The organism is Bartonella rhinolophi, assembly GCF_036576165.1.
GTDB lineage: Bacteria > Pseudomonadota > Alphaproteobacteria > Rhizobiales > Rhizobiaceae > Bartonella.
In genome coordinates, this window is the sequence record NZ_JBAFWY010000001.1 from 348,873 (window position 1) to 374,837 (window position 25,965).

Here is a 25,965-nt window from a genome sequence, read left to right on the forward strand (position 1 = left end):
AATTATGGTTTGCTATCTTCGTGAAAGAGGAGGGGGGATTGGTTTGGGACGTGGTAGCGGTTTTGCTTTGATTTTATGTGTCTGTGGCGTGCTAATAAGTCGCACTGGTAAAGGAAGAATAGAAGAGGGTGAATCGGTGATTAAAGGTGAAGTAAGTATAATATTCCCTTTATTGTCATAAGAATCCACATTTACCTTCATAGCTTCAGGAGTACACGTGTGTTGCCTCATATCGGTTGCTTGTGCCATTTTTGTCCCATAGGGCTCTAATGTTGCTAATGTTAACTGGAGCGATCCTTGGTGTGAAAAGCCTGTGTCAAGAAGTTGTGCAGCTTTTTTTTCTCTTGAGCTAATGTTATGAGACCCTAAAACAACAGCAATAATTGTGCGTTGATTGCGGGTTGCTGAAGCAACAAGATTGAAGCCAGAGGCACAAATAAATCCTGTTTTCATGCCGTCTATTCCATCAAAACGACCAATGAGATTGTTTGAATTAGGCTGAATCTTTTGTTTATTACCAAAATCAATGGCTGGAATGGAAAAATAATGAGCATACTGAGGAAATTCTCGACGAATCTGAACTGCTAAAAGAGCAATATCACGTGCTGTGGAATAATTGTGTGGATTAAATAATCCACTCGCATTAGCAAAATGGGTTCCAAACATGCCTAAGCGTTGAGCTTCAGCGTTCATTTGTTGTACAAAAGCTTCTTGTGAACCAGCAACAGCTTCACTCATGGCAATGGCCAAATCATTGGTAGATTTAACCATAGTAATAGTTAAAGCGGTATCAAGTGTCAAAATGGAGCCCGCTTTATAACCTGAACGGTAAGCGGGAGCCTTTGCTGCATATTCGCTGATGATAACGTGTTTATTGGGTGAGATTTCCCCTGTGCTCATAGCGCGGAAAATGACATATGCAGTCATTAATTTTGTTAAAGAGGCAGGATACCAACGTTCAAAGGCTTGATTGTGTTCTAAGATACGTCCAGTTGCAACGTCAACAGAGATAAAGGGATGAGCGAGAGCAAGGGTGCTCATCAAACTTAACATGAAAGACAAAAACAAGTTATAGAATAGTTGCCGCATTAAGAAAATCCAATGACTTTTTACTAGATATTTAGAACTGTTTTAATGTATCATACAACGATTTTAAGTCTACACAATAAAGGACAAGTGGTTAATTAAGGACTCGTTTATTTTCAATGATAATCGAGTGTTTGTAATTTTTTCATTGCAGAGGGAGGTAGAGGGGGAGGAGTGGGGTCTTGAGCTGCGAGTAAAAGCAGTTCATCACAAGCTTTTTCCGTTTTTTGTATCAATTGATCTAGGAAATCACGTTTATTTAGTCCAGCTTCTATGGGAGGAAGAATACGAACACGAATTGTTCCTGGGTAGCGGCGAAAATTATTGCGTGGCCAATATAAACCAGCATTGTGGGCAATAGGAACAACAGGAAGTTTCAATTCATTATAGAGAGCAACAATCCCTGGTTTATAGTCTGGTTGTTGACCAGGGAGGCGACGTGTCCCTTCGGGAAAGATTAAAATTTGACGTCCTTGTTTTACTTTTTGTTTTGCCTTTTGTATTATGGTTTTAAGGGATTTAACAGGGGTTGTGCGATTGATTGGGATAATTTGTGTTTTCGCCATGTACCAGCCAAAAAGGGGAATCCAAGTAAGTTCACGTTTTAGAATGAGAACGGGATCATCTAAGTGGGGTACAAGGCTAAAGGTTTCCCATGCAGATTGATGTTTTGGAGCGATGATGTAAGCTCCATTTGGCAAATTTTCTATGCCTTCAATTTCATAATTGGTACCAGCAATATATTTTTGCAAAAATAATGTAACGCGTGCCCATGTTTTAGGTACAATCCATGCTTTTTTGCGTGGCATGAGAAAATAAAAGGGTGCATAAAGTATCATTTGAAAAAGGGTTGTTGTATAAAAAGCGAATGTAAAAAGAAGAGAACGAAAAACAAGCACTGTATTTTCCCATTTCGTATCTGAAAAAAGAAACCAATGTATAATGCAATTTACATGAAAAACATACTTCAATTACATATTTTTCTTTTAGATCTTCAAAAGAGACAGGGTTCATGACATCACAGATTGGTAAAGACACATTTTTTATTCCACGGATTTTATCTATTGCTGGAACTGATCCTTCTGGTGGAGCTGGAATGCAGGCGGATTTGAAGGTCTTTTCAGCAATGAAAACCTATGGCATGAGTGTGGTTACAGCTGTGGTTGCACAAAATACACAAGGTGTACGAGCTTTTCACGCATTGGATGCATCTTTTGTTGCTGATCAAATTGATTCGGTTTTTGAAGATATCCATGTTGATGCAGTTAAAATTGGGATGGTAGCGAATGCTCAAATTGCTCAGGTTATTGCAGAACGTTTAGCTTATTATAAGGTGCGTTTTATCGTTTTTGATCCTGTGATGGTGGCAAAAAGTGGTGATGTTCTTTTAAAACCTGATGCAATTGAAATGATTCGCGACGCTCTTGTTCCTATGTCAACTCTGATCACGCCAAATTTGCCTGAAGCTGCTATATTATTGGGAAATGAAGTGCAATGGTCGTTAAATACTATGCACCAGTATGGCGCACAGTTATTAGCACTTGGCTGTGGTGCAGTTTTATTGAAAGGTGGGCACTTAAACACTCTTGATCGCACGAAAGGGATCAATCACGACAGTTCTAGCCCAGATATTTATTGTGATTGTGAGGGTATTGTAACGCTTGAATCCCCCCGTTTCATAACCACCAATGATCATGGTACAGGTTGTACCCTTGCAGCTGCAATCGCAGCACTTTTACCGAAAGAATCTTTAGTTTGTGCAGTAAAGAGAGCGAAAAAGTATCTCAATAATACTTTAATAACTTCAAATGCTTTGAAAGTAGGAAAAGGGCGTGGTCCAGTTCACCATTTTTGTGAATTGTGGGATGAAAAATGAAGATGAAAAGGGGTCAAAAAAACATATTGTTCAAGGAACTCAAGTCAGGTAACATGCTAAAATGATTGTAATTTGACAGGAAATTTTGTACTAAGCGGGTAAAAGTAAGATTAGAAAGAAAATTATGATAAGCCATTGTTTTTACGAATAATTTCTTTCATTGAGTAAGTGTATTTTAATATCAAAAAATTGAAATTTAGTAGCAAAAAAGAGAGAGGGCTTTTAAAAAACTTTTTGAAAAAAATCAAACAAAGAGTGAAGTTAGCTTAAAAATCAACAAAACATCACTAACAAAAAGATTTTCACATTCATTTTTTATTTTAAATGGCTATTAAGCATGCGTTTTGTATCTTTTTAAATGTGCTTTTTCAGCTTCAATTTTATGCTTTAAATATAGTTTGAAAAGCGGTAAAGGCAGTTTTCGACTTCTTCTCTATCATGAATGTTTTAAACAAGCTCTTGCAGCTTTCCATAAGGTTCTGCCACTAACTCTGTTATACCTTTAGGGAGCTTTATTTTGAATCACGATAGGGGTCGTATAAGGGCTGCACGTTCATAAAATTAGAGAGAGTAGCTGGTACTTTAAAACTTGATGCTTTTGCTTTTGTTATGTCCATAAATATTTCATCTTCGCCAGTTATAAGCCAGTCTCATGCAACATCGCAAATATTTTTTAAGTTAAATCAGTTGCATAATTACAGATAGTGCTTTCGATGAATATTGGGAAAGATGCTTGGCAAATTGTTGCGCTCTGTGAACCCAAGTATATGTCGTATTTTACGAAACCGTTTTGCTAGTTCGATTTTAAGTTTTTTTCAGTTTGTGCCAAAAAAGTGCTCCAAATTCATATTTAGAGTTGAATAAGTCATAAATACGAATCACATTATTACTACCCATTATTATAGGTAGTTACTGTACGCATGATCCCACGACGGGTATATAGCGTCCGTTTCAGTAGGAGAAAAAGTTATGATAATCACAAAAATAGGATCATCATAGTATTTTAATCGAGCGATAATGCGTTGGAATATGGTCTTGGCAAAGCAAGAAAGTTTACCACATACCGTTTTCCAGTATTCAACACATTTGTGAAAATAGCCAAACGAAAAAACAAAACTGCACATTGCCGACTTCAATCGATGTTGATAGCATGGTTCACTGGAACAGAAAGTCCAGCTTGATGACCAGCTCATTAAAGACGATATTCCTTACAAAGATTACTCCAAATATGGTGTATTGCGCTATTATTCAGCAAAGAGTATCCATTATATGGTGATATTTGGGAAGACTAACTCAAAATTGCTACCACACAAATTACTGATTTCCACATGACGGAAATTGATATTTTCAAGTGCTCCAATTTTCTGAGGTGTGATCTACACGATGATGGTCGTTATTTCATTGTAACTGATTTTTGAAATTTGGAGTGGTGTTTTTTCCCGCAATGATAAATGGACGGGCGGTGCGCCGTTGGTGGTTGCAAAAACCACTCAGTGCAGCTTTTGATCGTTTGCAAGCGCATTTATATGTTTTGCTGCTGCGAATGATTGAATTAATCTATTTGAGACTGCAAATACGGCATACAAAACAAAAAACTAATTGTATCAGTTTAGCAACAGAAAATTAACTGCGCAAGCTCTTGCTCAAATATTGTAATGATTACAGTTTGGTCCGTTACAAAGTATCGGCGCTGATAATCATGTGTTTCAACAATGACTATTCATAAAATCATTGAAAATGGGCGATTCACTGCATGATTGATTCCATCAATTTTGGACGTAATTGCATGGTTAAGATACGGCATTTGCTAGGAGCACATATAGTTGAGATTGGTTCGGATAAAGTTTTCCAAAATTTACATTTACGAGCAAGCCACGATGCCGATTAAAGCCGTTATGGCGGTTTGCAGAGACGGATTTTTGTTGTAAGAAGCAATAAATTGAGAAGCTATGTTATGCTTGTGGCTTTAAAGTGCCAAACGTTTCAAAGATCATCTGATTTTGGATCTGCTGAAGCTGTTCTATAAAGTCGATAGCTTTAGCAATTTAGGTTGCTCCCTTTCATAATAAATGTGAAAGAGGATCTTCTCAAACTGGTTAAGTTTTTTGTGGTTGCGTTGCTTGATGTGCAAATGTCAACACTTTCACTGAGATCATGACGATTACAGCAGGTGAAGTACAGTACAGAATTTGGTGATGATGATGACAATTGCTTCATATTTCGCCCATGATATATAATTTAAACAATTCATAAATTTATGTCTATAGGGACAGATATTAAAAATGCTTTTTTACGTGTTTGCTGAGAAGTGTTTTTATAAATGACTGAAAAAATATTTTTATACTCTTGCCATTCTGCTTATCCGCTTTATTTGAAAGATAAAATTGCTCTTTAAGTAGGGGCGATGTTTGTATCAGGAGATAAATCGTTATGTTTTGGAATGGAGATTATACGATATTTGTATTTTTTAAATTGTATGTTTTCCTTCATTTTTTAGCTTGAATCCCTTCAATTAAAAGGGTTGGGGACTTTTATAGATTCAACATTTTTTCAGAGATTTCGGGATGATGCTGTGATGGATGTCGGTATCAGGGAGGGGTGTTTTGTCTTTATTTATTAATTTTTCTGGTGCGCAAAGCAAGAAAGCGTGAGAGTTTTTGTGCGTTGTGATGATGTTGGGCTTAGGTGGAGAAAGTTCTTATGAAAAAATTATATTCAAACAATTTGGTTAAAGCAGTTGCGTTTGGAAGTACAATGGCTGCACTCTTATCGAGTGTTTCCCCTGTTTTTTCTGCAAATAATGCTATAACAGAACAAACTATTCACAGCACAAGTAATCTTAATGTGGTTTATGCTAAAGGTAGTGATAGCAGCCCCATCTTAAGTGATGATGATAATTATTGTGCCTTGGCTGGTGATGGGCTTACAAGTAGTGATGGTGGTTCTATTGAAGCGTTAATGGGCAGTGGTACTAATATTATGCCCGATGTTTTTAGTATTTATGCTTTTGCAACTGATTGTAAATCTCCAGCAGTAGGAAATGATTTAAAAGCATTTAGTGTAAATAATGCAGCCGTAAAAGTTAGGAAAGCACGAGCCATATCTGTTAGTAGTACAGGCGGTTTTGCTGCGGGTGATGGTGCAAGTGCGCAGGGTAATTATTCTGTGGCTTTAGGTAATACTGCAAGTGCACAGGGTGCTTATTCTGTTGCTTTAGGGAGCGGTGCGCTCGCAAAGGTGGACTATGGGATTGCTATAGGCCGTCTGGCGGAAGCTAAAGAGCGAGGTGCTATTGCAATAGGTAGTATTGACGCTGCAGATAGCGGTACTAACCCAGGAATGACAAGAGCACTTGGTGAAGATGCGATTGCTATAGGTACTAATACTTACACTGATAAATTTCATGCAGTTGCTATTGGTGCTGGTGCACAGGCAACTGTTGTAGATGGTGTTGCTGTGGGTGCGGCGTCTATCTCTAATGTTGCCAAGTACACTTTTGGTTATGATCCTTCTCTGAGTGGTCAAACAACAGACACAGACATTGCATGGAGAAGTACTGCAGGTGCGTTTAGTGTTGGTGATACTGATGCTGATAGTGAAATAACACGGCAAATTATAGGGGTAGCAGCAGGGACTAACGACACTGATGCAGTAAATGTTGCACAGCTAAAAGCTCTGGAGAAATTAATAGCAGGAGAGTGGGAACTTTCTGTTAATGGAGAAACTGCAACAGCTGTTAAAGCGGGCAGTATAGTAAATTTTTCATCTGGAAGTAATAATAATATAAATATTACAAAAAACGAGAATAATCAAATCTTATTGGAGTTGAATGATACTATTACGTTGGCAACAAGTATTACTGTAGGAAATAACTCTTTAACGACCGATGGTTTAAAAATTACAGGTGGTCCGATGGTGCTTGTAGCTGGTATTAATGCTGGCAATAAAAAGATCACAGGATTGGCAAACGGGACTGCGGGTACTGATGCAGTTAATTTTGCACAATTAGAGGCTGTAAAAAATGTTGTTGAAGCGGGTTGGCAGCTTTCTATTAATAATGAAAATCCTATAACTATTGGACCAAACGGACGAGTAAATTTAGAATCATTTTTTAATAAGGATACTCAAACTGAAAATGACAGAAATATTATAATCGCAAAAGACAATAGTAACAATATAACATTTGATTTGGCTGAGCACATTCAAGTTGGTCGTGTTACAACAGGGCTTAGCAGTATAAGTTATGCTGGTTTTATGATTAAAGGTGGTCCAAGGATGACTGTTGGTGGGATTTATGGAGATTTTAAAGCGATTTCAGCAGTAGGAGATGGGGTGCTCGATAATGATGCAGTTAATCTTTCACAGTTGAAAGGGGTAAAACAAGAGTTAAAAGATTTAATAGCTGGCAGTATGGGTGATAGTGGTGGAGGCAATAATATTGTTGAGTATCACGAAGAAGGTGATGAAGGCGAGAGTTATATCTCTATCGGTGCAAAAAAAGACAGTGCTATAATCAATATTGAAAATAAAGATAAAAAATCTCGAAAAATTTCTGGCGTTGCAGATGGTACGCTTTCTAAAACTTCAACAGATGCAGTAAATGGTTCTCAGCTCTTCAAGGTCAATACTGAGATTACTGAACTTGTTGAGGACTTTAATGATCTGCAACAAGGTGTGTTCAAAATTGCTAAGAATACATCAAGCTATCTTGGTGGTGGTGCAAACGTGCTTGATGGTGTTCTACCAACTTATATTATTCAGAATAAAGAATATCATGATATTGGATCCGCTTTTGAGGGTGTTGATACTTCTATAACAGATCTTTATAAGCAAATTAATGGTGTTGCAAGCAATAACCTTGTTCAACAGAAGGGTGATAATGTTATCACTATTGGGGAAGCAACAGGTGGTACTGAAATCAATATTTCAAATAAGGATAAAAACCCTCGAAAAATTTCTGGTGTTATGGGTGGGAAGCTCACTGCAGATTCAACAGATGCAGTAAATGGAGCGCAGCTTTGGGAGACAAACAATCGTATTAATGGTGTTGAAAAGGATGTTCAGCACCTTGGAAATAGGGTTGACAATATTTTAGATACGATTGGAGATATTGGTGATATTGTTGAAGGTGCTGTTAGTTATGACGTAAATGAAGACGGTGAAAAGACAAATAAAATCACTTTAGCAGGAGGCGATGAAAGTGAACCTGTATTAATTGATAACCTTGCTGATGGTAGTATTAAAAAAGGATCAAAAGAAGCAGTAAATGGTGGACAGTTGCATGATTACACTGAACAGCAAATGAAGATAGCTCTTGAAGATGCAAAAAAATATACAGATCAACGGGTAAACAATATTGTTGTTGATGCTATCGATGATGCCGTTGAAAAGTCTAAACAATACACAGATATGAGATTTGATGTTTTAAATTATGGTATAGAAAATGCACGAAAAGAGGCAAGACAAGCCGCAGCTATTGGGTTGGCAGTGTCTAACTTACGTTATAATGACACACCTGGAAAACTGAGTATTGCATTTGGTACCGGTATATGGCGTAGTCAATCTGCATTTGCCTTTGGTGCTGGCTATACGTCTGAAAATGGGGATATCAAGTCTAATTTATCTTTAACAAGCTCTGGTGGTCATTGGGGGATAGGTGCAGGGTTTAATTTTACACTGAACTGACAGTGAATAAAATACATTAGCAAAAAGCTGTTCGCCCTTGTCTTGATTGAAGGCAAGGGCGAAATTTTATTTGCAAAAAATATTTACACTCAACTATGAGTCCCATAATAATGCTAAAGAAACAGTTTTTATAAAAATACACCAATATTTTTCCATTTTAATAAGAAAAATTGTATTATTATTTTATCTCGCATTATATAAAACAAAAAGAAATTTATTATGATTTATTTTAAAATAAATATTCTGATTACTGAAAGAAATAAAATTAAGATAGTTTATTAATAAATTATTATGAAATAATGATTTTTGTGTGCGAAAATTAAAAAATATTCTATTAATTACTGTTAAATTATAAATTATGTTTTTTTTATATTTATTTAATGAGCTTTTTAGTTTAAAGACTCATTACGAAAAAAACTTACTACGCATAAGCGTAAAAATTTAAGATTCTATACACAGTCACAAGAGAGTGAAACTAGCGGCGAAATATATCTTTTATGTTTTTAATATATTTTGATTGGGGGATTTCATGAAAAAATCATATTCAATACAAAGTTTGGTTAAAGCGACTCTTTTGAGAACTACGGGAGTTATACTTTTATCGAGTGCGTCTCCTGTTTTTGCTGCAAACTTTGCGATAACAAAATACCCTATCTTAAATATAGATAGTTCTCATGCACTTTTTACTCAAAGTAGTTACGATAATATTGTTTTCACTAATTATTACGACCACTGTGGTGTAGATAGGGTTATTGGTTGTAAAGGCAATACTTTAAGTTCTGATAAAGCAATAATTACAGGTATGATCACTCAAAAATTAAAGTGGACGGGTGATGATCTTGTGAGCGGGAATGATAATTATTTTGTGATGACTGATGTTGTTTCTGATGCTATGCGTGATGCTTATAAAATAAAGAGGGAACCAGTCTTTTGGGATGAAGATGCACGGGCATTAAGAGGAGCTGCAGTTTCTGTTAAATCAGCTACAGTAACATGGGATGAGAGTAGCGTTTATATTGGTTTAAATGCAACAGCACGAAGTGAGAATAGCGTTGCTTTAGGGATGCAGGCGTCTGCTGTAATGGCGTCATCAATAGCTATTGGGTTTAACGCATTAGCAATTGTTGAAGGTGGTATTGCTCTAGGTGAGATGTCTATCGCTCGTGTTGGGCGTGGTGTACTAGGTTATGATCCTTTAACAGATGTTAGTACAACTGATAACAATATTGTGTGGAGGAGTACTAATGGTGCTTTGAGTATTGGTGATATTGAAAATGGAGTAACACGGCAAATTATAGGGGTAGCAGCGGGAAGTGAAGATACCGATGCAGTAAATGTTGCGCAGCTAAAAGCTCTAAGAGAATTGGCTGTAAAAGGGTGGCAATTGTCTGTTAACGGAGAAGATCCAACACGTGTTACAATAGATGATTTGGTAGATTTTTCGGCTGGAAGTAAAAATTTCATCATTACAAGAGGTGATGGAAATAATAAAATACAGTTTGATTTAGCGAAGGATATTACACTCAATAGCGTAAAGATAGGAGGTAATACCTTAGATGCCACTGGTTTAGTAATGATTGATGGCCCAAAAATGACGATCGATGGTATTAATGCTGGCAATAAAGAGATAGAAGGCATTAAGGCTGGAGAACTTTCTCAAACTTCAAAACAGGCTGTTAATGGTTCCCAGCTTTTCGCTACTGATCAGAATGTTGCTAAGATTGCTGAAAATGTATCAAAATATTTCGGCGGTAGCGCGGATATATTGAATGGTGTCGCACCAACTTATACGGTGATGGGTGAGACATATAAAGATGTTGCTTCTGCGTTTGCTGGGGTTAGTGACTTTCTCACGGATATAGAGAATGGTGGTACTGTTGGCAATAAGCTTCCAAATGCTTTGTTGTGGAGTGATACTGATGAAGCTTTTGTTGCTCTACATGGAAAAGGAGAAGCAAAAAGCAATAGCAAACTTAAGTATCTTCTGGATGGAAGTATCTTTGAAGGTTCAACGGAAGCCATAACGGGTAATCAGCTTTATTTGATGAGTAATAAGCTTGCTGCGTATTTAGGTGGTAGCGCGGATATATTGAATGGTGTTGCACCAACTTATACAGTGATGGGTGAGACATATAGAGATGTTGCTTCTGCGTTTGCTGGGGTTAGTAACTTTCTCTCGGATATAGAGAATGGTGGTACTGTTGGCAATAAGCTTTCGAATGCTTTGTTGTGGAGTGATACTGATGAAGCTTTTGTTGCTCTACATGGAAAAGGAGAAGCAAAAAGCAATAGCAAACTTAAGTATCTCCTAGATGGAAGTATTGCAGCAGGTTCAACAGAGGCTGTAACAGGTAACCAGCTTTATTTGATGAGTAATAAGCTTGCTGCGTATTTAGGCGGTGGCGCTGGATATGTGGATGATCAGTGGATCTCTCCAAAATTTGAGGTTGTACAACTCAGTAATGCGGGTAAATCTGGTGAGAAGAATGTCTATAACACTGTTTCAGATGCTTTTGATGCTGTCAGTGATGGTCTGTTAAGCGTTAATGATCGTATTAATGATCTTGAAAGTAATATTCCATCTAATGGTTTAACTTGGGATAGTGATAAAGGTGCATATGACGCTAGCCATAATGGGACATCTAGTAATATTACCAATGTAGCCAAAGGTGAGGTTAACAAAGGTTCTACGGATGCAGTGAATGGAGAGCAGCTTTGGGAAACTAACCAGAAGGTTGATAGTGTTGCCAAGAAAGTAGACGATATAGATCAAAAAATAAAAGATGTTGAAAATAAGGTCGTTGATGGTGCTGTTACTTATGATAGAAACTCAGATGGTACAAAGACCAATACTATTACCTTAGCTGGCGAGAAGGAAGGTGATCCAGTTGTGATTGACAATGTTGCTAATGGCAGTGTTGAGATAGGCTCGAAGCAGGCAGTAAATGGAGGTCAATTGAAAGAAAAGACAGACTTTGTTCTTAGTAGTGCAAAAGAATACACGGATAATAAAGTAGCGAGTATCGTCAAGGAAACTCAATCCTATACAGATATGAAGTTTGATATTTTAAATTATGGTATAAAAAATGCACGAAAAGAGGCAAGGCAAGCTGCAGCTATTGGTTTAGCCGTATCTAATTTGCGTTATAATGATACACCAGGCAAGTTAAGTATTGCATTTGGTAGCGGCATATGGCGTAGCCAATCTGCATTTGCTTTTGGTACTGGGTATACATCTGAAGACGGAATTATTCAGTCTAATATATCAGTTACGGGATCTGGAGGACACTGGGGTATCGGTGCAGGATTTAATATGATGCTGAACTGATAAAAATACATCCCTAAAAACCTACTTGCCTTTGTTTTTATTGGCAAAGGCAAGAAAGCGATTCTGGTTCTATAAAACAAAATATACTATTTATACAAACTACCTCTATAGCTTTTATAAAAAGCAATCATTGCTTGTTACTATTTTGGTTAATACCCTATATATAGCTAAGCTAGCTGAATTTAATACCTATTATAGTTGCAATAAAATAAGCTGTTAAAAAATAAATCTCTTTTTATTTCTCACAGACACTTAAAAAAATCATTTACTTAGTTTTTCCTAAAGTATAAATGTACATTTATGTGTTTTAAATATGTTTTTATTAGGATATGAAAAAGTTATATTCGAATTAAAATTTAATTAAAGTGGTTTTGTTGGGAATTACGGTATTTATACTTTTATCGAGTGTGTCTCTTATTTTTGTTATGGATTTTACGATAACAGGGGCAGAGAATTTAGGTAACAATGATGTTGATCAGGTAAAGTATAATAAACGTTCTACAAAACAAAATGAGAAGATTTTTAGTTATGGTACTATCATTTTTACGAGTAATGATGATTTTGTGGTACAGATAATGTTATTGGTCGTGAAAAATCTAGTATTGATGAAATTAAGACAGGAATAACTGCAGAAGAGCAATTTAATAAATTTATTGAAAATGCACAATTTGGAATTGGAAACATGCATCTTGTGGCGTACGTGAAGAAGTGATGAATTTTATTGTTAAATCTCTGCTTATAATGAATTTGCTTATTGATCTCAGCTTATTATGAGGCGTCAGAATCTGAGTTCCCAGAACCAATGAAAATGGCTCAATTTTATTAGCAATGCTTTTGATAATTGTATCGCATCAGATTTAAAAGAAACGGTAAATGACAAAAAGTTATAAAATTATAGATTGGAGGTTATCCTCGAAAAGGTAAAAAATATGGATGGGCAAGTCAACAGTATTATAAGTGATGGTATTAATGAGGATAAATTATACTGATATGAAGTTTTAAGTGTTAAATTTTGTCATTGAGCGCTTTCAGAAAGAAGCGATACAAGTTGCGGCTATTAATCAGGTTCATATCTAAATTATATTACAAGTTCCAGAAAGTTCGATATCTCGTTTGGTAGCGGTATATGGCATAGTTAGCCTGCATTTATTTTTACACGGGTTATACATTTGAAGGTGGAAATATTTGTTCTAATTTATCAGTAACCAGTGCAAAGAGCTTAGTGTGGGGGAGGGGTAAAATGCCCTCTAAGATTAAAATGACGATAAAAAAAGTTAGTAAAATTATAAAAGAACAAAATATTTTAGTAGGATTTTTGCTTATATTTTTTTTATTAGGCAATTGTAAAAGCTTTGCTAATGAGAACAATGATGTTTATACGGTGCATCCACCACAATTGTCCGTTCCTAGAGGAGGACCTGGTGAAACGCGCCGAATCATTATGCAGTTTTATAATTGGACTTTGATCTGCGATGAAAAAAAATCACTTCATCAAGGTATATGCAATGTGACGCAGACTGTCCATGATCAAAGAGGTAACACTATTTTTAGTTGGTCTCTTGTTTCTACGAAAAATGGTCAAGCAGCCATGCTTTTTCGAACATTGCCAAAAGCTGATACGAGTGTTCCTATTCAAATGTTTGTAGATGGAGTTAAAAAGCCTATCCTTATTCATTATAAACAGTGCAATCGAATAATTTGTTTAGCGCAATCACCGGTAGGACCAATTTTAAGTAGGCAAATAGAGCAAAACAAGAATGTACGCATTTCCTATAAAATGAAAGAGGGGAACACATTTTCTTTCATTGTACCATTTAAAGGACTTAGTGCAGCACTTTATTCTTTGCAAAAATAGATTGTAAGGGTGGTATATTTAGTTTTCAAATCTGCATGGAGTGCAGTGATTAAACGATTTTATAAAGTATAAAGATCATTTATTTGAATTATGGTGTATTTTATGATCATAAAATCATAGTAGGCTATTTGTATGTAATAGAAAACCATTGTTTTCATAGAGTTTCATAAAGCAGGTCGTGTTAGTTTTTAACAGTAAAAAAAATCACTTAAATAACTTATAAAAATAAATGAGAATAAGCAAAAATATTTATTTTTCTTGAATAAGAAGGAGAAAAAATTTATTTTGTTTTTGTAAAAGTTGATATGGGTTTTTAGAAAAAGTTCAATTCAAAATAAATAGATATAAACTCAATTGCTATAGTATCTTTAGTTGGATCGTATAAGCTTTTGTTTTCCCCACAAATTGCTATTATACTGTAAATGCAAATGAGAGTAGTTACTTGAAGTATAAATTCATTTTTTTAATAAGATCATTTAAATGGGGAAGTTATTCATAGTCTTCTTTTTTGTTATCAAAGCGCAATATGTCTTCAATTTTTTTATAATAGAGTTTCTTAAAAACGCGTTCAGGATGAGTTATGCAAGGCAGGATGAGTTACGCAAAGAGAGTCTGGAAAATTAAAAATAAGTGCCAAAACATAAATGATTAATCTACAATTCTAAGTTTATAAAGAAAAATATGTTGTTGTGGGAAAATTTTTTTAACTGAGGTTTTGATCTCTTTATGTAGCCCTTTATCGAGGGAACTAATAGTTATCATTTTTTTATTGCGCTTTTTAATCGACTGAGGGTTTTTCATGTATTTTACAGTTGGAAGAAAGGTTATTAGGTAATGGCTTTGTTAATATACAAGCTATGGATCGTGCGATTGAAGCATTAAAGGTTTGTTATTTAAAGTTGAAGGATGCGAGTATGTTAAATTCTATTGTTTGATTACACCGGAAGTTTTCCACTCTGTTAAAAATACAAATATTTCATTTAACAAATTTTAGAAAAAATTGGTTTTGAATTAGAATTATTGATCAGGAAATAGAAATGTCTCCTGTCTTTTATGGTGCGATATATGCTGCCCATTGAATCATGTATCAATGTAATTTTTTTGAAGATCCCTTGAAAGCTCTTTTAAAATTCTTTGAAAAGAATAAATTAGCGCAAAATCTAGTGGAAGACTATAAGAAAAACGCAAATTATGGAGCGGGCGATGGGATTCGAACCCACGACCCCAACCTTGGCAAGGTTGTGCTCTACCCCTGAGCTACACCCGCTCATATATTTGGAACGTATTCCACTTTAAGCACTACCTGTATGGCGTAGGCTTATCTGAATTGCAACAAAAAAATAATGTTTCAGTGTAAATTTATTTTTTAATATTAAAAAAATGGAAATAATGATTAATTTTGAGTCCTCTTTAGAAGGACGTGTATTATAAGTTCAGAAAAACACAACCACGTTACGTCCTCTGTGATTATATAGCAAAAATTACAGAGAGGAGGAGTACTATAAGCTTTTACCTACTTTGCATTATGTTTCAAAATGCTTTTTCATCCTTAAAGTTTAATTGCGAATCTATATTGCGTTATGAATACGATAAAAAATGTTTTTAGCTATTTTTTAAGGTTTTTATCTTTTCAGTTTTGGCAATTTTAAGAGTTTTTAAGGTGATCATTTTCGTCATTTTTGAAATATAGAGACAATATACTCCTTACTAAGAAATTTTGTTACACAATTCAAAATAAATAAATCCATCAACTGTTACGTATCATTCTACAGAAGTCTAGATAATACTAGATTACTAACGATAAAATTTCTATTTTCTACAAAATTGAAATGACAAAATACGGCGTTGATATTAATTAATTTTACATCAAAATATAATTATTAATATAAATCTTTAGTGAATATATCTTGATTTTTTATGGTAAGCGTAAAGTGTTTACTTCAATTTAAAATTGATCACTATTTGCGTAGGAATAAATTGCTATACGACCAATAATAAGTTTGGAACAGAGTATAATGTAATGAATCTTAACACAGGAGAAATGGATTATTATACGGTAAATGAATAGGCGCAAGATGTGTGGTTAAGAGCTGCTGAGTTAGCGTGCTCGTTTAAAAAACGCAAAAGCTGTTAATGTTGCGTTTTTTTTTAAGGCACTATAAAATTTATTCCAAGAAAATAGATGAAATTTTTGATACAAATTTAGTGTGTTCCTTCGACTTTAATAAGTGCTTTGATACCCTAGGATAGCGGAAATGCTTGATAAATTAGGTAATTGGAGTGTGTAAAACAACAATGTTATTTGAAAAAAAATTGAGTTTTTATAGCAGGGTGTTTTTATTTTTCTTTGAGTTGCGCTGTCACTACCTGAAAATGTACAAAACGTGGAATAATGATTGCGTATTCATTGGAGTGCCATAAAAGGTTGGATGTGAATGGTTTCATAGATACGTTCCAAAGAAAATTTGTATTGAAGTTCTTGATGATAACAAGCTTTTAGTGGATTAATGTTTTGGCTCAAAAAAAAGCGCATGAAGTTGATCGTTTTCTAACGCGTTTTTCACGTTCTTTTCCCATTGTTCTCATTTATGGACCTGATCGTGGTCTTGTTTGTGAGCGTGTACAGCGTTTTATTAAGCTTGTGCAGGTAGCAGTGGAAGATCCTTTTGCAACTGTGCGCTTGGATGCAGCTGAGATTGATAAAGATCCTGCACGATTGGGAGATGAGGCACGTACTTTATCGCTTTTTGGTGGTGATCGTTTGATATGGATTTCTAACGGTGCTAATCAAAAAAATTTCCTTGCTGCACTTAAGCTTTTAATTAAAGAACCACCAGAAACAAGTTTTGTTTTAATTGAGGCAGGAGATCTAAAAAAAGGAACGGGACTGCGTAATGTTATTGAAACAGCATCCCCAGCAATGGCGTTGCCCTGTTTTGCTGATGATATTCGCTCTCTCGACACGTTAATTGATGAAATCTTAAGTCACTTTAATATGACTCTTTCTTTGGATGCACGCAAGTGGTTGCTTCATAATTTGGGAGGAGATCATCTTGTGTCGCGTGGTGAATTGGAGAAACTCTGTCTTTATGCCTTAGGAAAAACACATATTTCTCTTGAAGATGTGAAGGCTGTAGTAAGCGATGTCAGTGCGCTTTCTTACGACGAAGTAATTGATGCTGTTTTACTGGGGAATGTAGTGGGTTTTGAAGCATATTTTAGCCGACATGCAGCTATGCAAGGCACGCATTTTTTTATTTTGAGTACTGCACAAAGGCATTTTCAGCAATTACAACTTTTGCGTTATCAAGTAGATGTTGAAGGTAAAAGTGCTGCTACAGCGATTTCTCAAGCACGGCCGCCGATTTTTTTTCAGCGGAAAAAAACAATTGAACGTGCCTTGAAATATTGGGGAATGGAACAAATTTCTTACGCAATGGAGCGAATCCAACATGCTGTTTTGGATAGCCGTAAAAATCCGCTTTTGGGTGAAGCTATCATTCGTCAAGCTTTGTTGAGATTGACAATTATTGCGCGGCGCCAAATGAATTCTTAAAATATTTGCCAAATGGATTTTTAAAATATTTGATTGCAATGGTATATCTATTGCTTTTTATCAGAGTATTAAAGATATCACGTTTTTTGTTTGCATTATTGAGAAGAGAAGAGTGACTTTAGAGTTATCAGATCTCTCTGCATGGTTTCACTGAATGTTCAATGTAAGAAAAAGTTATGCGCACTATCGCAGATATAGAGGTATAAAATTATTTTATTTGCAAAGAGTTAAAAATAAAGCATTAAGTTGCAGGGATCTGATTGTGGTGAAAAATCAATGGCTTTTGTATAGATTTATTATCGTTTTTGATTAATAAATTTGTGGTAGAGAGAGCTTTTATTATGTACAATAGAGAATATTAACCAATGCATTAACAGTTTTAAGGTCGAATGTTACGCTCTCTTTTGCAGTTTTCTGATATATTTTCCAGATAAAACAATTTATTGGCGATTTGCGCGGTGGTTATTGGTGGATGCGTAGCTCTACTGCTTAGCCGTGATTGTCAAAATGCTTAACTATTTTATTATCAGTATCAGGTACTTACCGTGGTCTTATTATTATTTTAAAGGTGAAAAATGCCTCCTATTGGGTTTGAAAAAATAGCACTAATTGGAATCGGTTTGATTGGTTCTTCTTTAGCAAGGATTATTAAAAAGAAAGGTCTTGCAAACCAAGTCACTATCGCTACGCGTAGTCAAAAAACATTAGAAAGAGCACGCGAATTAGAGCTTGGAGATTTTTATACAACCGATAATGCAGAAGCTGTTAAAGGAGCAGATTTAGTTATTATTGCTGTGCCTGTTGGAGCTAGTGCGGAGGTAGTAAAAACCATTCGTGACCATTTAAAGTCGGGGACGATTGTGAGTGATGTTGGTTCTACAAAAGCATTGGTGATTGCAGAAATAGCGCATTTATTACCAAAATCTGTTCATTTTATCCCAGGACATCCAATTGCTGGAACTGAATATTCTGGACCAGATGCTGGGTTTTCTGATTTATTTATGAATCGTTGGTGTATTTTAACGCCTTCTGCCGATAATGATGCTGCTGCTGTAGCAAAATTAACTGCCTTTTGGGAAGCTTGTGGTGCACGTGTTGAGACAATGGATCCTAAGCATCATGATCTTGTTTTGGCTGTTGTTTCACATTTGCCGCATTTGATTGCGTACAATATTGTTGGGACAGCGAGTGATTTGGAGAAGGTAACCAATTCAGAAGTGATTGCTTATTCAGCTTCTGGATTTCGTGATTTTACGCGTTTAGCATCTTCTGATCCTGTTATGTGGCGGGATATTTGTTTGCATAATAGGGATGCTATCTTGGAAATGCTGAGCCGCTTTAATGAAGGTCTTGCATATTTAGAGAAAGCAATTCATCAAGGAGATGGGGAAGTGCTGTTTAATTTCTTTACGCGCACGCGAGAAGTACGACGCAGCATTATTGCTGCAGGGCAGGAAATTGATGCACCTGATTTTGGGCGTCAAGTAGTTCTTCAAGAGGGCATAGAAAAGGTGTAAAGTATTCACTTCTGCTTAGCGGAAAGATTTGTTTGTAAGTAATTCGGTATGTTTTAATATCTCAATTTATTTTCAGAGATGATGAAAAGTTTGGTACCAAGAGATGAATATGCTCATATTGTGTATGCAATCAGGATAGATCGTTGCTTATTATGAGTCATAATGATGCTTGCAAGGGTTCGTGTGCAAAATACAGTGAAGTGATTATACTTTCCTTTTATTCGCTGAAGGCCATTGAGAAGATTTGTTCATTCGTTTTTGATGATTTGATATATAGTGATTGCCGCTTGATTATATTTATTCTTGTTTTAAAAATATGCTTGATTTTTGCACGGGGAGACCTTTCTTTATCAAGTATAAATAATTTTTAAAATATAGGCCTTTAAAAGAAAGATTCCTTCAGAAAGTGTTAAATTTTGATAAGAAATGTGTTTGGGTATAGCTATCGTATTCTTGTCAATGCTGTGAGCCATTATGTGCGTGATAATGGGAATGCGTTTGCAAGCCATGTCGCGCTGTCTGGGCTTTTGTCGTTTTTTCCTTTTTTTATTTTTGGAACTTCTTTTGCCCGTTTTCTCGGAGCTTTTACCTATACACCGCAAAAAATAAAAGCACTTGTACAGTTATTGCCAGATGCGATTGCAGAGCCTTTGTCGCAAGAGGTTATCAATGTTTCAACTATTCATCGGGGAGGTTTGTTAACAATTTCTGTTATTGGAGCAGCATATTTTGCTTCTAATGGAGTGGAGGCTTTGCGTACAGCTTTGAATAAAGCTTATCGCGTCGTTGATCGGCGGAGTTTGTTTTTTTGTCGTTTGCAAAGCTTATTTTTTGTGATTATTGGAGCAATCGGTCTTGTGGTGCTTAGCTTTTCATTAATTATAGTGCCTTTGTTAATCAAAATTATGCGAGATCATTCTTCTTTTATTGATGAATATATTGGTGTGTTTCGTCTATGGCGCTACGCAATTGTATTTGTTGTCCTCTTCATAAGCCTTTTAATTATTCATAGATGGTTGCCAGCTGGGCGACGAAAAATTATAGATATTTTGCCAGGAGTTTTTGTAACTATGTTTCTCTGGTTTATAGCTTCTACGGCTTTTGCTCAGTATCTAGCAATGTTTAATTATATTTCTACCTATGCGGGATTAGCGTCCATCATGGTTGCTATTATTTTTCTTTATATGTTAAGTGCGATTTTTATTTTGGGAGGTGAAATAAACGCGGCAATTATGTTTTATCGCAATCATTTGCAACATTTAGATAAATGAAAGAGTCTGTTGTTGAGTGAGAGCCAACAGATGAATACACAGACAAAGCCTGCCATCACTTTGTTGGTTGATGCTGATGCTTGTCCTGTAAAGTCTGAAATTTATCGTGTTATGAATCGTTATCAGCTTAAAACATTTATTGTTGCAAATCGTTTTTTAGTCCTTCCAGATGAAGTGCTTCTTGAAAGAGTTATCGTTGCTAGAGAGCCTGATTGTGCAGATGACTGGATTGTTGAGCATGTGCATGAGGCTAGTATTGTAATCACGAGTGATATTCTTTTAGCTGCGCGCGTTGTGCGAGCTGGGGGTGTTTGCCTTTCACCGACAGGGCGCATTTTTGATGTCAATTCGATTGGTCAAGCTTTAGCAATGCGCAATCTGATGGAAGATTTACGCGGGCAGGGTAACGCGACAGGTGGTCCCCGCCCTTTTGGTCACAAAGACCGCTCTGTTTTTTTGTCGGCACTGGATTTAGCGGTACAACGTTTAAAAAGGCGCGGTTATTAAATTATTGTGTTTCTTTAATGGCAGCTTCTATGAACGCTTTGGCATCATCATTAGCCCATGGAGCCATACCGTTGAATGAAGCAATGAGATGACCATTTTTATCAATTAAAAATGTGACGGGCAATCCTAACGCTAGTCCTTGTTTCCTAATATTTGTAAAAATATCCATCGTTGGATCACGGTAGTAGATTAAATTATCAGCATCAATATTCTGTAAAAATTGCTGAATTTTTTCAGGAGAAGCTGCTTGCTCAACATTAATAGCTATTACATCGAAATTTTCTCCACCTATTTCACGCTTTAATTTTGCCAATTCTGGCATTTCAATGCGACATGGTAGGCACCAAATTGCCCACAGATTAACGAGCACCAGTTTTCCATGAAATTCAGCAAGTTTATGGTCTTTTCCTTGAATATCTTTAAAAGAAAGCTGACTCATATCATGAAGAGTATCAGCAAAGCGCATATGGGTAAAAAGGCCTTTAGTTGCCTTTTTTATTGCTATTATTTTTTCTTTTTGTTCTGGTGAAAGAGAGTTGGGAGTGAAAGATGTTTTTTGATCAGTGTGATTTATTGCTGCGTATATCCATATACTTAAGACGATAATCAAAAATGTGATGAAGAATTGCATTTTTCTATTCTTCTTGAAGTTGCTAAAAAATTGAGAAATCATAATTTTGCCCTTATTTATGGATGCTTTTAAAGTGTGACGGATGAGAAATGAAGAAATCAAATATAAAATTGGTTGAATGTAGTAAGGGTTGATGCAATTGCGAAAAAAATTAACATTTTAGTTAATTTTGATCAAAGATTTTATCGATAAGATACTGAAGATCCACTTTCTCATGTAGCAATGTTAACGTAGGTGAGGGTCATTCCACAATTCAATTATAAAAAAAATTGCTCATAGTTTAAAGTTTCTTCATCAAAACAAAGTTAATATATTTATTCTGTCACAAAAATTTGAAAATATTCGTAGGAATATTGGAATAGAATGAAAAAAATTGGTTGATTTTGTAGTAGAGTATTTGCCTATGGTGTATTCAAAAGCCTTTTGCCAAGTTACTTGTTGGAAAAAATGTCTTGTAATCACTTAGGTGATTTTATTTTTAACACAAAAAAATGCAGAAAGAGATCAATATGGGGAAAGAGGGCATATGAAAATTATTTTTAAGCGTTTGATGATTGTCCTTTTTTTGGGTATCGCTTGTGTGGGATGTGGGCGTAAAGGTGCATTAGAATTGCCTTCTTCAACTGTAGCGCAAGCGACGCAGGAGACACTTTCTTCCAAAAATACAGCAGATAAACCTTTTATTCTTGATCGATTGATACAATAGAGATTTCTATGCACTTTTTTTCTTATCATCAGGGTGTGCTCCACGCTGAAGGTCTTTCGCTTTCTGCATTGGCGCGGGATGTGGGAACACCTTTTTATTGTTATTCAGCGCGTGCGGTGGTTGCACGTTTTAAAGAGTATCAAAATGCATTTCAAGATATACCAAGTTTGATTGCTTACGCCGTTAAGGCTAATTCCAATCAGGCAATTTTACGGCTTTTAGCAATAAACGGAGCGGGGGCTGATGTGGTTTCAGAAGGTGAGTTGCGGCGTGCACTTTCTGCGGGTATTCCTCCTCATCGCATTGTTTATTCTGGCGTTGGTAAAACAGTGAGAGAAATAGATTTTGCGCTTGCGCATGATATTTGTTGTTTTAACGTCGAATCAGAGCCTGAACTTGAACAACTTTCAGCACGTGCTGTTGCGCTTTCAAAAACAGCGCGTATTTCATTGCGCATTAATCCAGATATAGATGCCAAGACTCATAAAAAAATTACAACGGGTAAATCTGAAAATAAATTTGGTATTCCTCTATCCTTGGCGTGGGATGCGTATAAAAAAGCCGCGCAATTGCCTAGTCTTCATGTGTGTGGTGCAGATATTCATATCGGTAGTCAGATCTGTGATTTGAAGCCGTTTGAAGATGCATTTCTTATCGTTGCAGATTTTGTGCGTCAGTTGTGGGATAATGGATATGCGATCACTCATATCGATATTGGGGGCGGGCTTGGTATTGCATATGGTAATGAACAACATTTAGTGCCGTCTCTTGCTGATTATGCAGCACTTGTAAGGAAGCATATTGCACCTTTGGGAATTAATATTATCATGGAGCCTGGGCGCAGTATTGTCGGAGAGGCTGGTGTATTGGTGACGTCTGTTGTATATTTAAAAAGAGGAGAAGGGAGAAATTTTGTTATTGTTGATGCTGCGATGAATGATTTTATGCGCCCAACGCTTTATGATGCTTGGCAAAATGTGGTACTTGTAAAACAAGCACCGATGGATGCCTCACTTATGAAAGCAGATATTGTGGGTTCAATTTGTGAAACTGGTGATTATTTAGGGTTAGATCGCTCTATTCCCGTTTTAGCGGCAGGTGATCTCTTGGCGATTACTGGAGCAGGTGCTTATGGTGCAGTGATGGCAAGCACCTATAATAGTCGGCTTTTGGTGCCAGAAGTTCTTGTTCAAGATACCCGCTACGCGATTATTCGTCCGCGTCTTGATTATACGCAACTCATAAACAGTGATCATGTTCCAGACTGGATCGAACATTGCTAAATATCTTCTGTCTTATTTTTACTAAACTTTGATGAAACAATTTATTTTCTGGAACTTGTCTTGCATGGAGTCTATGATCCCGATTTATTACTGTGAAAAAGAGCAAATATTTGTCTATGAAAAATGAAAACATCAAAAGTTCTGCGGTAATGAAGCTTTTATCTGTACGTGTTTTGGTGTGGTGTATCCTATTTTTTGAACGGATATGGCTGCGGTTGTTGCCGTTTTTTCTAATTCTGAGCTTCTTTTGTTCACTAAGTTGGTTTGGCATTTTTGGCATTTTGAGTTATTGGCTACATTTATTCTTACTGTGGTTGATGCTTTTTTTGGGTGTGGGGAGTCTGTGTTTTCTTGTCCGCTTTCGGTTGCCAACCATTAAGGATGTTCATCACCGTATTGAGCAAGTCAATGGTCTCAAAAATCAGCCTTTAAGTGTTCAAACAGATCATTTATGTCCAGAAAATGATGAAGGTTTGAATGTAATTATCTGGCGCGAACATCAGCGTCGCATGGCAGAACAATTGTCTCATTTAAAAACGGGATTTGCTTATCCCAATAGTGCAGCTTATGATCCCTTGGCTCTTAGGACTTTATGTATTTTACTTTGTGTGTGCGCTTTTAGTTTTTCTTTTGGCTCTCTAGGAGGGCGTTTGGCAGATGCATTTGATTTACGCCCTGTGGTGGATGAGGCGTCAATACGGATTGATGCTTGGATCACACCACCTGTTTATACGGGTGTTGCACCCATTTATTTAACACAAGGTGAGACAACACGATTTACAGTTCCTGAAGGCAGCAATATGGTTATACGTGTTGTCAATGGTGCTGGCGTTACAGTAAAAGCCATATCTGAAGAGGATGCGCGTGAAGTTTTTCTTTCGCAAAAAAGTGAAAAAACAGCTTTGAATGATCCAATTATTCATTTTGAAACACTTTTGGAACGTTCAATCGATTTGGTGGTGTCATCACGTCATAAGCAACAACAGTGGCATTTGCATGTGATTAAAGATCAGGTACCGGCAATTCATTGGCTGAGAAAACCAGAGCGGGTTTTGGCTGGCTCATTAGAGCTGCAGTATGAGATGGATGATGATTATGGAGTGACAAAGGCTTTTGTTGAAATCGAGTCTCTTCTTGGACAGCAAAAAAATGCTACTTCCCTTTATAAAGCACCTGAAATAAAACTTCTTTTAGCGCGTGGTGGAAAGGGTAAAATGCGGACGGTACAAGATGTATCAAACCATCCGTGGGCTGGCTCAGAAGTCAAAATTACTTTGGTGGCAGAAGATGGAGCGGGACAACAAGGTCGCAGTAAAACTTTTGGTATGATATTACCACAGCGTATTTTTTCGAACCCTGTTGCTCGCGCAGTGAGTGAATTGCGTCGCTTATTGGCTCTTAATGCTTCTGCCCAAGAGCATGTACTCGATATGCTTTCTGCTTTGCTTGTGCGTCCAGAAGATGGTCTTCAAAATGTGACGCATTTCCTTGTCTTACAGAGCGCATGGACAAGGCTTTCACTGGCAAAAACAGAGGATGAGCTGCGCGATGTGGTGGATTATTTATGGCAAATTGCTTTGGGTATTGAAGGCAATCAAAATGAATCCGTTCAGAAAAATTTAAAACAAGCGCAGGCTGCTTTGCGTGATGCGCTTCGCAATGGCGCTTCAACAACAGAAATTGAACGGCTTATGGCAAATTTACGCCAAGCTATGGATGATTATATTCGCGCTTTGGCTGAAACAGCGCAAGATAAAAGCAGTCCTCATAGCTCCAATCTTTCTGAGGATACATTACAAAAAAAGCTGAATTTAATTGAAGAAATGGCTAAGGTGGGTTCTTCCTTTGCGGCTGAACAATTATTGGCTGAAGTTGAAAAGATTCTTGATCATTTGCAGGTTCACAAAGGCAATCAGGATAAGGGAGAAAATAATAGCCAAACTGCGCAGATGAAAAAAAAGATTGATCAGCTTAGTGATTTGATGCGTCGTCAGCAAGAAATTCTTAATGAGACATATCAGTTAGAAATGGAACAACGACGTGGGGAAAGTGTACCAAAAAAGCGAAGCGAATCTTTGCAAAAACGTCAGGCGGAGTTGCATTCTAGGTTATCAGAATTGGGAAAGGGGTTATCAGAGCAGGGGATTGAGCAGGGCGATGCATTGAAAAAAGCAGAAGAAAACATGAACTCTGCAGAGATCGCTCTTGATTACGGAAACTATGGAATGTCTAAACAAAACCAATTAGATGCTTTAGAAGCTTTGAGGCAAGGCGCACAAAATGTTTTAAAAAAGATGCGTGAAGTACTCGAAAAAGCTGGAAATAATCAAAATTCTACTTCTGGTCCTAAAGATCCATTAGGGCGTTCACTTTCTTCAAAAACTGATCAAGGACAAGAAGACGTTGTTGTGCCACAGGAAAGTGATCAAATGCGTGCGCGGCAGATTTTGGAAGAAATTCGCAAACGCCTTGGTAAAGAGCATATTCCAGAGACAGAGAAAAATTATCTTGAAAGATTGCTTCATTTTAATTAACCATTTGCTTTTTTTTCGCTAACGTCAAAAATAGCGTAGTGAAAGCTTGTATGGAGCGCAGAATCAAAGATAAAGAACACGTCAAAACATTTGCTGTGAAGCGATTATAAAGATTGCTGTGCCGCTTTTG

At 36.4% G+C, this 25,965-nt stretch carries 16 protein-coding genes and 1 tRNA gene; 13 read left to right on the plus strand and 4 right to left on the minus strand.

The window, feature by feature from the left end:
* Nucleotides 1–12: 12 nt before the first annotated feature.
* Together V5N67_RS01375 and V5N67_RS01380 are read right to left on the minus strand one after the other, a co-directional pair.
* Nucleotides 13–1,089 carry a D-alanyl-D-alanine carboxypeptidase family protein gene (locus V5N67_RS01375; protein ID WP_332060003.1) on the minus strand — a complete coding sequence of 359 codons (1,077 nt, stop codon included), beginning with the start codon at nucleotides 1,087–1,089 and terminating at the stop codon, nucleotides 13–15.
* Between the two features lie 113 nt (nucleotides 1,090–1,202).
* Nucleotides 1,203–1,985: a lysophospholipid acyltransferase family protein gene (locus V5N67_RS01380; RefSeq protein ID WP_332060005.1), complete on the minus strand. Its 783-nt coding sequence runs from the start codon at nucleotides 1,983–1,985 to the stop codon at nucleotides 1,203–1,205.
* A 113-nt stretch (nucleotides 1,986–2,098) separates the two neighbouring features.
* On the opposite strand from V5N67_RS01380, the gene thiD reads away from it, so the two are divergent.
* The 6 genes from thiD to V5N67_RS01410 all read left to right on the plus strand — a co-directional run bounded on the left by thiD (nucleotide 2,099) and on the right by V5N67_RS01410 (nucleotide 13,830).
* Nucleotides 2,099–2,962 carry a bifunctional hydroxymethylpyrimidine kinase/phosphomethylpyrimidine kinase gene (gene thiD, locus V5N67_RS01385; protein WP_332060007.1) on the plus strand — a complete coding sequence of 288 codons (864 nt, stop codon included), beginning with the start codon at nucleotides 2,099–2,101 and terminating at the stop codon, nucleotides 2,960–2,962.
* A gap of 1,444 nt (nucleotides 2,963–4,406) precedes the next feature.
* Complete coding sequence (locus V5N67_RS01390) at nucleotides 4,407–4,589, plus strand: hypothetical protein (RefSeq protein ID WP_332060008.1); 183 nt, start codon at nucleotides 4,407–4,409, stop codon at nucleotides 4,587–4,589.
* A 126-nt stretch (nucleotides 4,590–4,715) separates the two neighbouring features.
* Nucleotides 4,716–4,850, plus strand: coding sequence for a hypothetical protein (locus V5N67_RS01395; RefSeq protein ID WP_332060010.1), 135 nt, complete (start codon nucleotides 4,716–4,718; stop codon nucleotides 4,848–4,850).
* An 812-nt stretch (nucleotides 4,851–5,662) separates the two neighbouring features.
* A complete protein-coding gene (locus tag V5N67_RS01400; RefSeq protein ID WP_332060011.1) occupies nucleotides 5,663–8,647 on the plus strand; it encodes a YadA-like family protein in 2,985 nt (994 codons plus the stop codon).
* Nucleotides 8,648–9,176: 529 nt separating this feature from the next.
* Nucleotides 9,177–11,975: a YadA-like family protein gene (locus V5N67_RS01405; protein WP_332060013.1), complete on the plus strand. Its 2,799-nt coding sequence runs from the start codon at nucleotides 9,177–9,179 to the stop codon at nucleotides 11,973–11,975.
* Nucleotides 11,976–13,233: 1,258 nt separating this feature from the next.
* Nucleotides 13,234–13,830 (plus strand): invasion associated locus B family protein, encoded by a 597-nt coding sequence (locus tag V5N67_RS01410; RefSeq protein WP_332060297.1) that lies wholly within the window; start codon nucleotides 13,234–13,236, stop codon nucleotides 13,828–13,830.
* Between the two features lie 1,192 nt (nucleotides 13,831–15,022).
* Here V5N67_RS01410 and V5N67_RS01415 read toward each other — a convergent pair.
* A tRNA-Gly gene (locus V5N67_RS01415) sits at nucleotides 15,023–15,097 on the minus strand.
* Nucleotides 15,098–16,342: 1,245 nt separating this feature from the next.
* Between V5N67_RS01415 and holA the strand changes: the two genes are divergently transcribed.
* The 4 genes from holA (at nucleotide 16,343) to V5N67_RS01435 (ending at nucleotide 20,681) form a co-directional block, all read left to right on the plus strand.
* A complete protein-coding gene (gene holA, locus V5N67_RS01420; RefSeq protein WP_332060014.1) occupies nucleotides 16,343–17,386 on the plus strand; it encodes a DNA polymerase III subunit delta in 1,044 nt (347 codons plus the stop codon).
* Between the two features lie 575 nt (nucleotides 17,387–17,961).
* A complete protein-coding gene (locus V5N67_RS01425) occupies nucleotides 17,962–18,903 on the plus strand; it encodes a prephenate/arogenate dehydrogenase family protein (protein ID WP_332060016.1) in 942 nt (313 codons plus the stop codon).
* 416 nt (nucleotides 18,904–19,319) lie between these two features.
* The gene (locus V5N67_RS01430) at nucleotides 19,320–20,174 is read left to right on the plus strand and encodes a YihY/virulence factor BrkB family protein (protein WP_332060017.1); all 855 of its coding nucleotides are present in this window, start codon (nucleotides 19,320–19,322) and stop codon (nucleotides 20,172–20,174) included.
* Nucleotides 20,175–20,204: 30 nt separating this feature from the next.
* Nucleotides 20,205–20,681: a YaiI/YqxD family protein gene (locus V5N67_RS01435; RefSeq protein WP_332060018.1), complete on the plus strand. Its 477-nt coding sequence runs from the start codon at nucleotides 20,205–20,207 to the stop codon at nucleotides 20,679–20,681.
* A gap of 1 nt (nucleotide 20,682) precedes the next feature.
* On the opposite strand, the gene V5N67_RS01440 is transcribed toward V5N67_RS01435, so the two are convergent.
* The gene (locus V5N67_RS01440; protein WP_332060020.1) at nucleotides 20,683–21,354 is read right to left on the minus strand and encodes a TlpA disulfide reductase family protein; all 672 of its coding nucleotides are present in this window, start codon (nucleotides 21,352–21,354) and stop codon (nucleotides 20,683–20,685) included.
* A 484-nt stretch (nucleotides 21,355–21,838) separates the two neighbouring features.
* On the opposite strand from V5N67_RS01440, the gene lptM reads away from it, so the two are divergent.
* The 3 genes from lptM to V5N67_RS01455 all read left to right on the plus strand — a co-directional run bounded on the left by lptM (nucleotide 21,839) and on the right by V5N67_RS01455 (nucleotide 25,835).
* Nucleotides 21,839–22,018, plus strand: a complete 180-nt coding sequence (gene lptM, locus V5N67_RS01445) for an LPS translocon maturation chaperone LptM (protein WP_332060021.1) — start codon at nucleotides 21,839–21,841, stop codon at nucleotides 22,016–22,018.
* Nucleotides 22,019–22,026: 8 nt separating this feature from the next.
* Nucleotides 22,027–23,301: a diaminopimelate decarboxylase gene (lysA, locus tag V5N67_RS01450; RefSeq protein WP_332060022.1), complete on the plus strand. Its 1,275-nt coding sequence runs from the start codon at nucleotides 22,027–22,029 to the stop codon at nucleotides 23,299–23,301.
* Nucleotides 23,302–23,417: 116 nt separating this feature from the next.
* Nucleotides 23,418–25,835 carry a TIGR02302 family protein gene (locus V5N67_RS01455; protein WP_332060298.1) on the plus strand — a complete coding sequence of 806 codons (2,418 nt, stop codon included), beginning with the start codon at nucleotides 23,418–23,420 and terminating at the stop codon, nucleotides 25,833–25,835.
* The last annotated feature ends 130 nt before the right edge of the window (nucleotides 25,836–25,965 follow it).

What these genes read in the sequence shown, in the direction of transcription:
- lptM (WP_332060021.1), top strand. Translation starts at nt 21,839, where the DNA reads ATGAAAATTATTTTTAAGCGTTTGATGATTGTCCTTTTTTTGGGTATC.
- V5N67_RS01435 (WP_332060018.1), top strand. Translation starts at nt 20,205, where the DNA reads ATGAATACACAGACAAAGCCTGCCATCACTTTGTTGGTTGATGCTGAT.
- V5N67_RS01390 (WP_332060008.1), top strand. Translation starts at nt 4,407, where the DNA reads ATGATAAATGGACGGGCGGTGCGCCGTTGGTGGTTGCAAAAACCACTC.
- lysA (WP_332060022.1), top strand. Translation starts at nt 22,027, where the DNA reads ATGCACTTTTTTTCTTATCATCAGGGTGTGCTCCACGCTGAAGGTCTT.
- thiD (WP_332060007.1), top strand. Translation starts at nt 2,099, where the DNA reads ATGACATCACAGATTGGTAAAGACACATTTTTTATTCCACGGATTTTA.
- V5N67_RS01440 (WP_332060020.1), bottom strand. Translation starts at nt 21,354, where the DNA reads ATGATTTCTCAATTTTTTAGCAACTTCAAGAAGAATAGAAAAATGCAA.
- V5N67_RS01455 (WP_332060298.1), top strand. Translation starts at nt 23,418, where the DNA reads ATGAAAAATGAAAACATCAAAAGTTCTGCGGTAATGAAGCTTTTATCT.
- V5N67_RS01375 (WP_332060003.1), bottom strand. Translation starts at nt 1,089, where the DNA reads ATGCGGCAACTATTCTATAACTTGTTTTTGTCTTTCATGTTAAGTTTG.
- V5N67_RS01410 (WP_332060297.1), top strand. Translation starts at nt 13,234, where the DNA reads ATGACGATAAAAAAAGTTAGTAAAATTATAAAAGAACAAAATATTTTA.
- V5N67_RS01425 (WP_332060016.1), top strand. Translation starts at nt 17,962, where the DNA reads ATGCCTCCTATTGGGTTTGAAAAAATAGCACTAATTGGAATCGGTTTG.
- V5N67_RS01395 (WP_332060010.1), top strand. Translation starts at nt 4,716, where the DNA reads ATGATTGATTCCATCAATTTTGGACGTAATTGCATGGTTAAGATACGG.
- V5N67_RS01400 (WP_332060011.1), top strand. Translation starts at nt 5,663, where the DNA reads ATGAAAAAATTATATTCAAACAATTTGGTTAAAGCAGTTGCGTTTGGA.
- V5N67_RS01405 (WP_332060013.1), top strand. Translation starts at nt 9,177, where the DNA reads ATGAAAAAATCATATTCAATACAAAGTTTGGTTAAAGCGACTCTTTTG.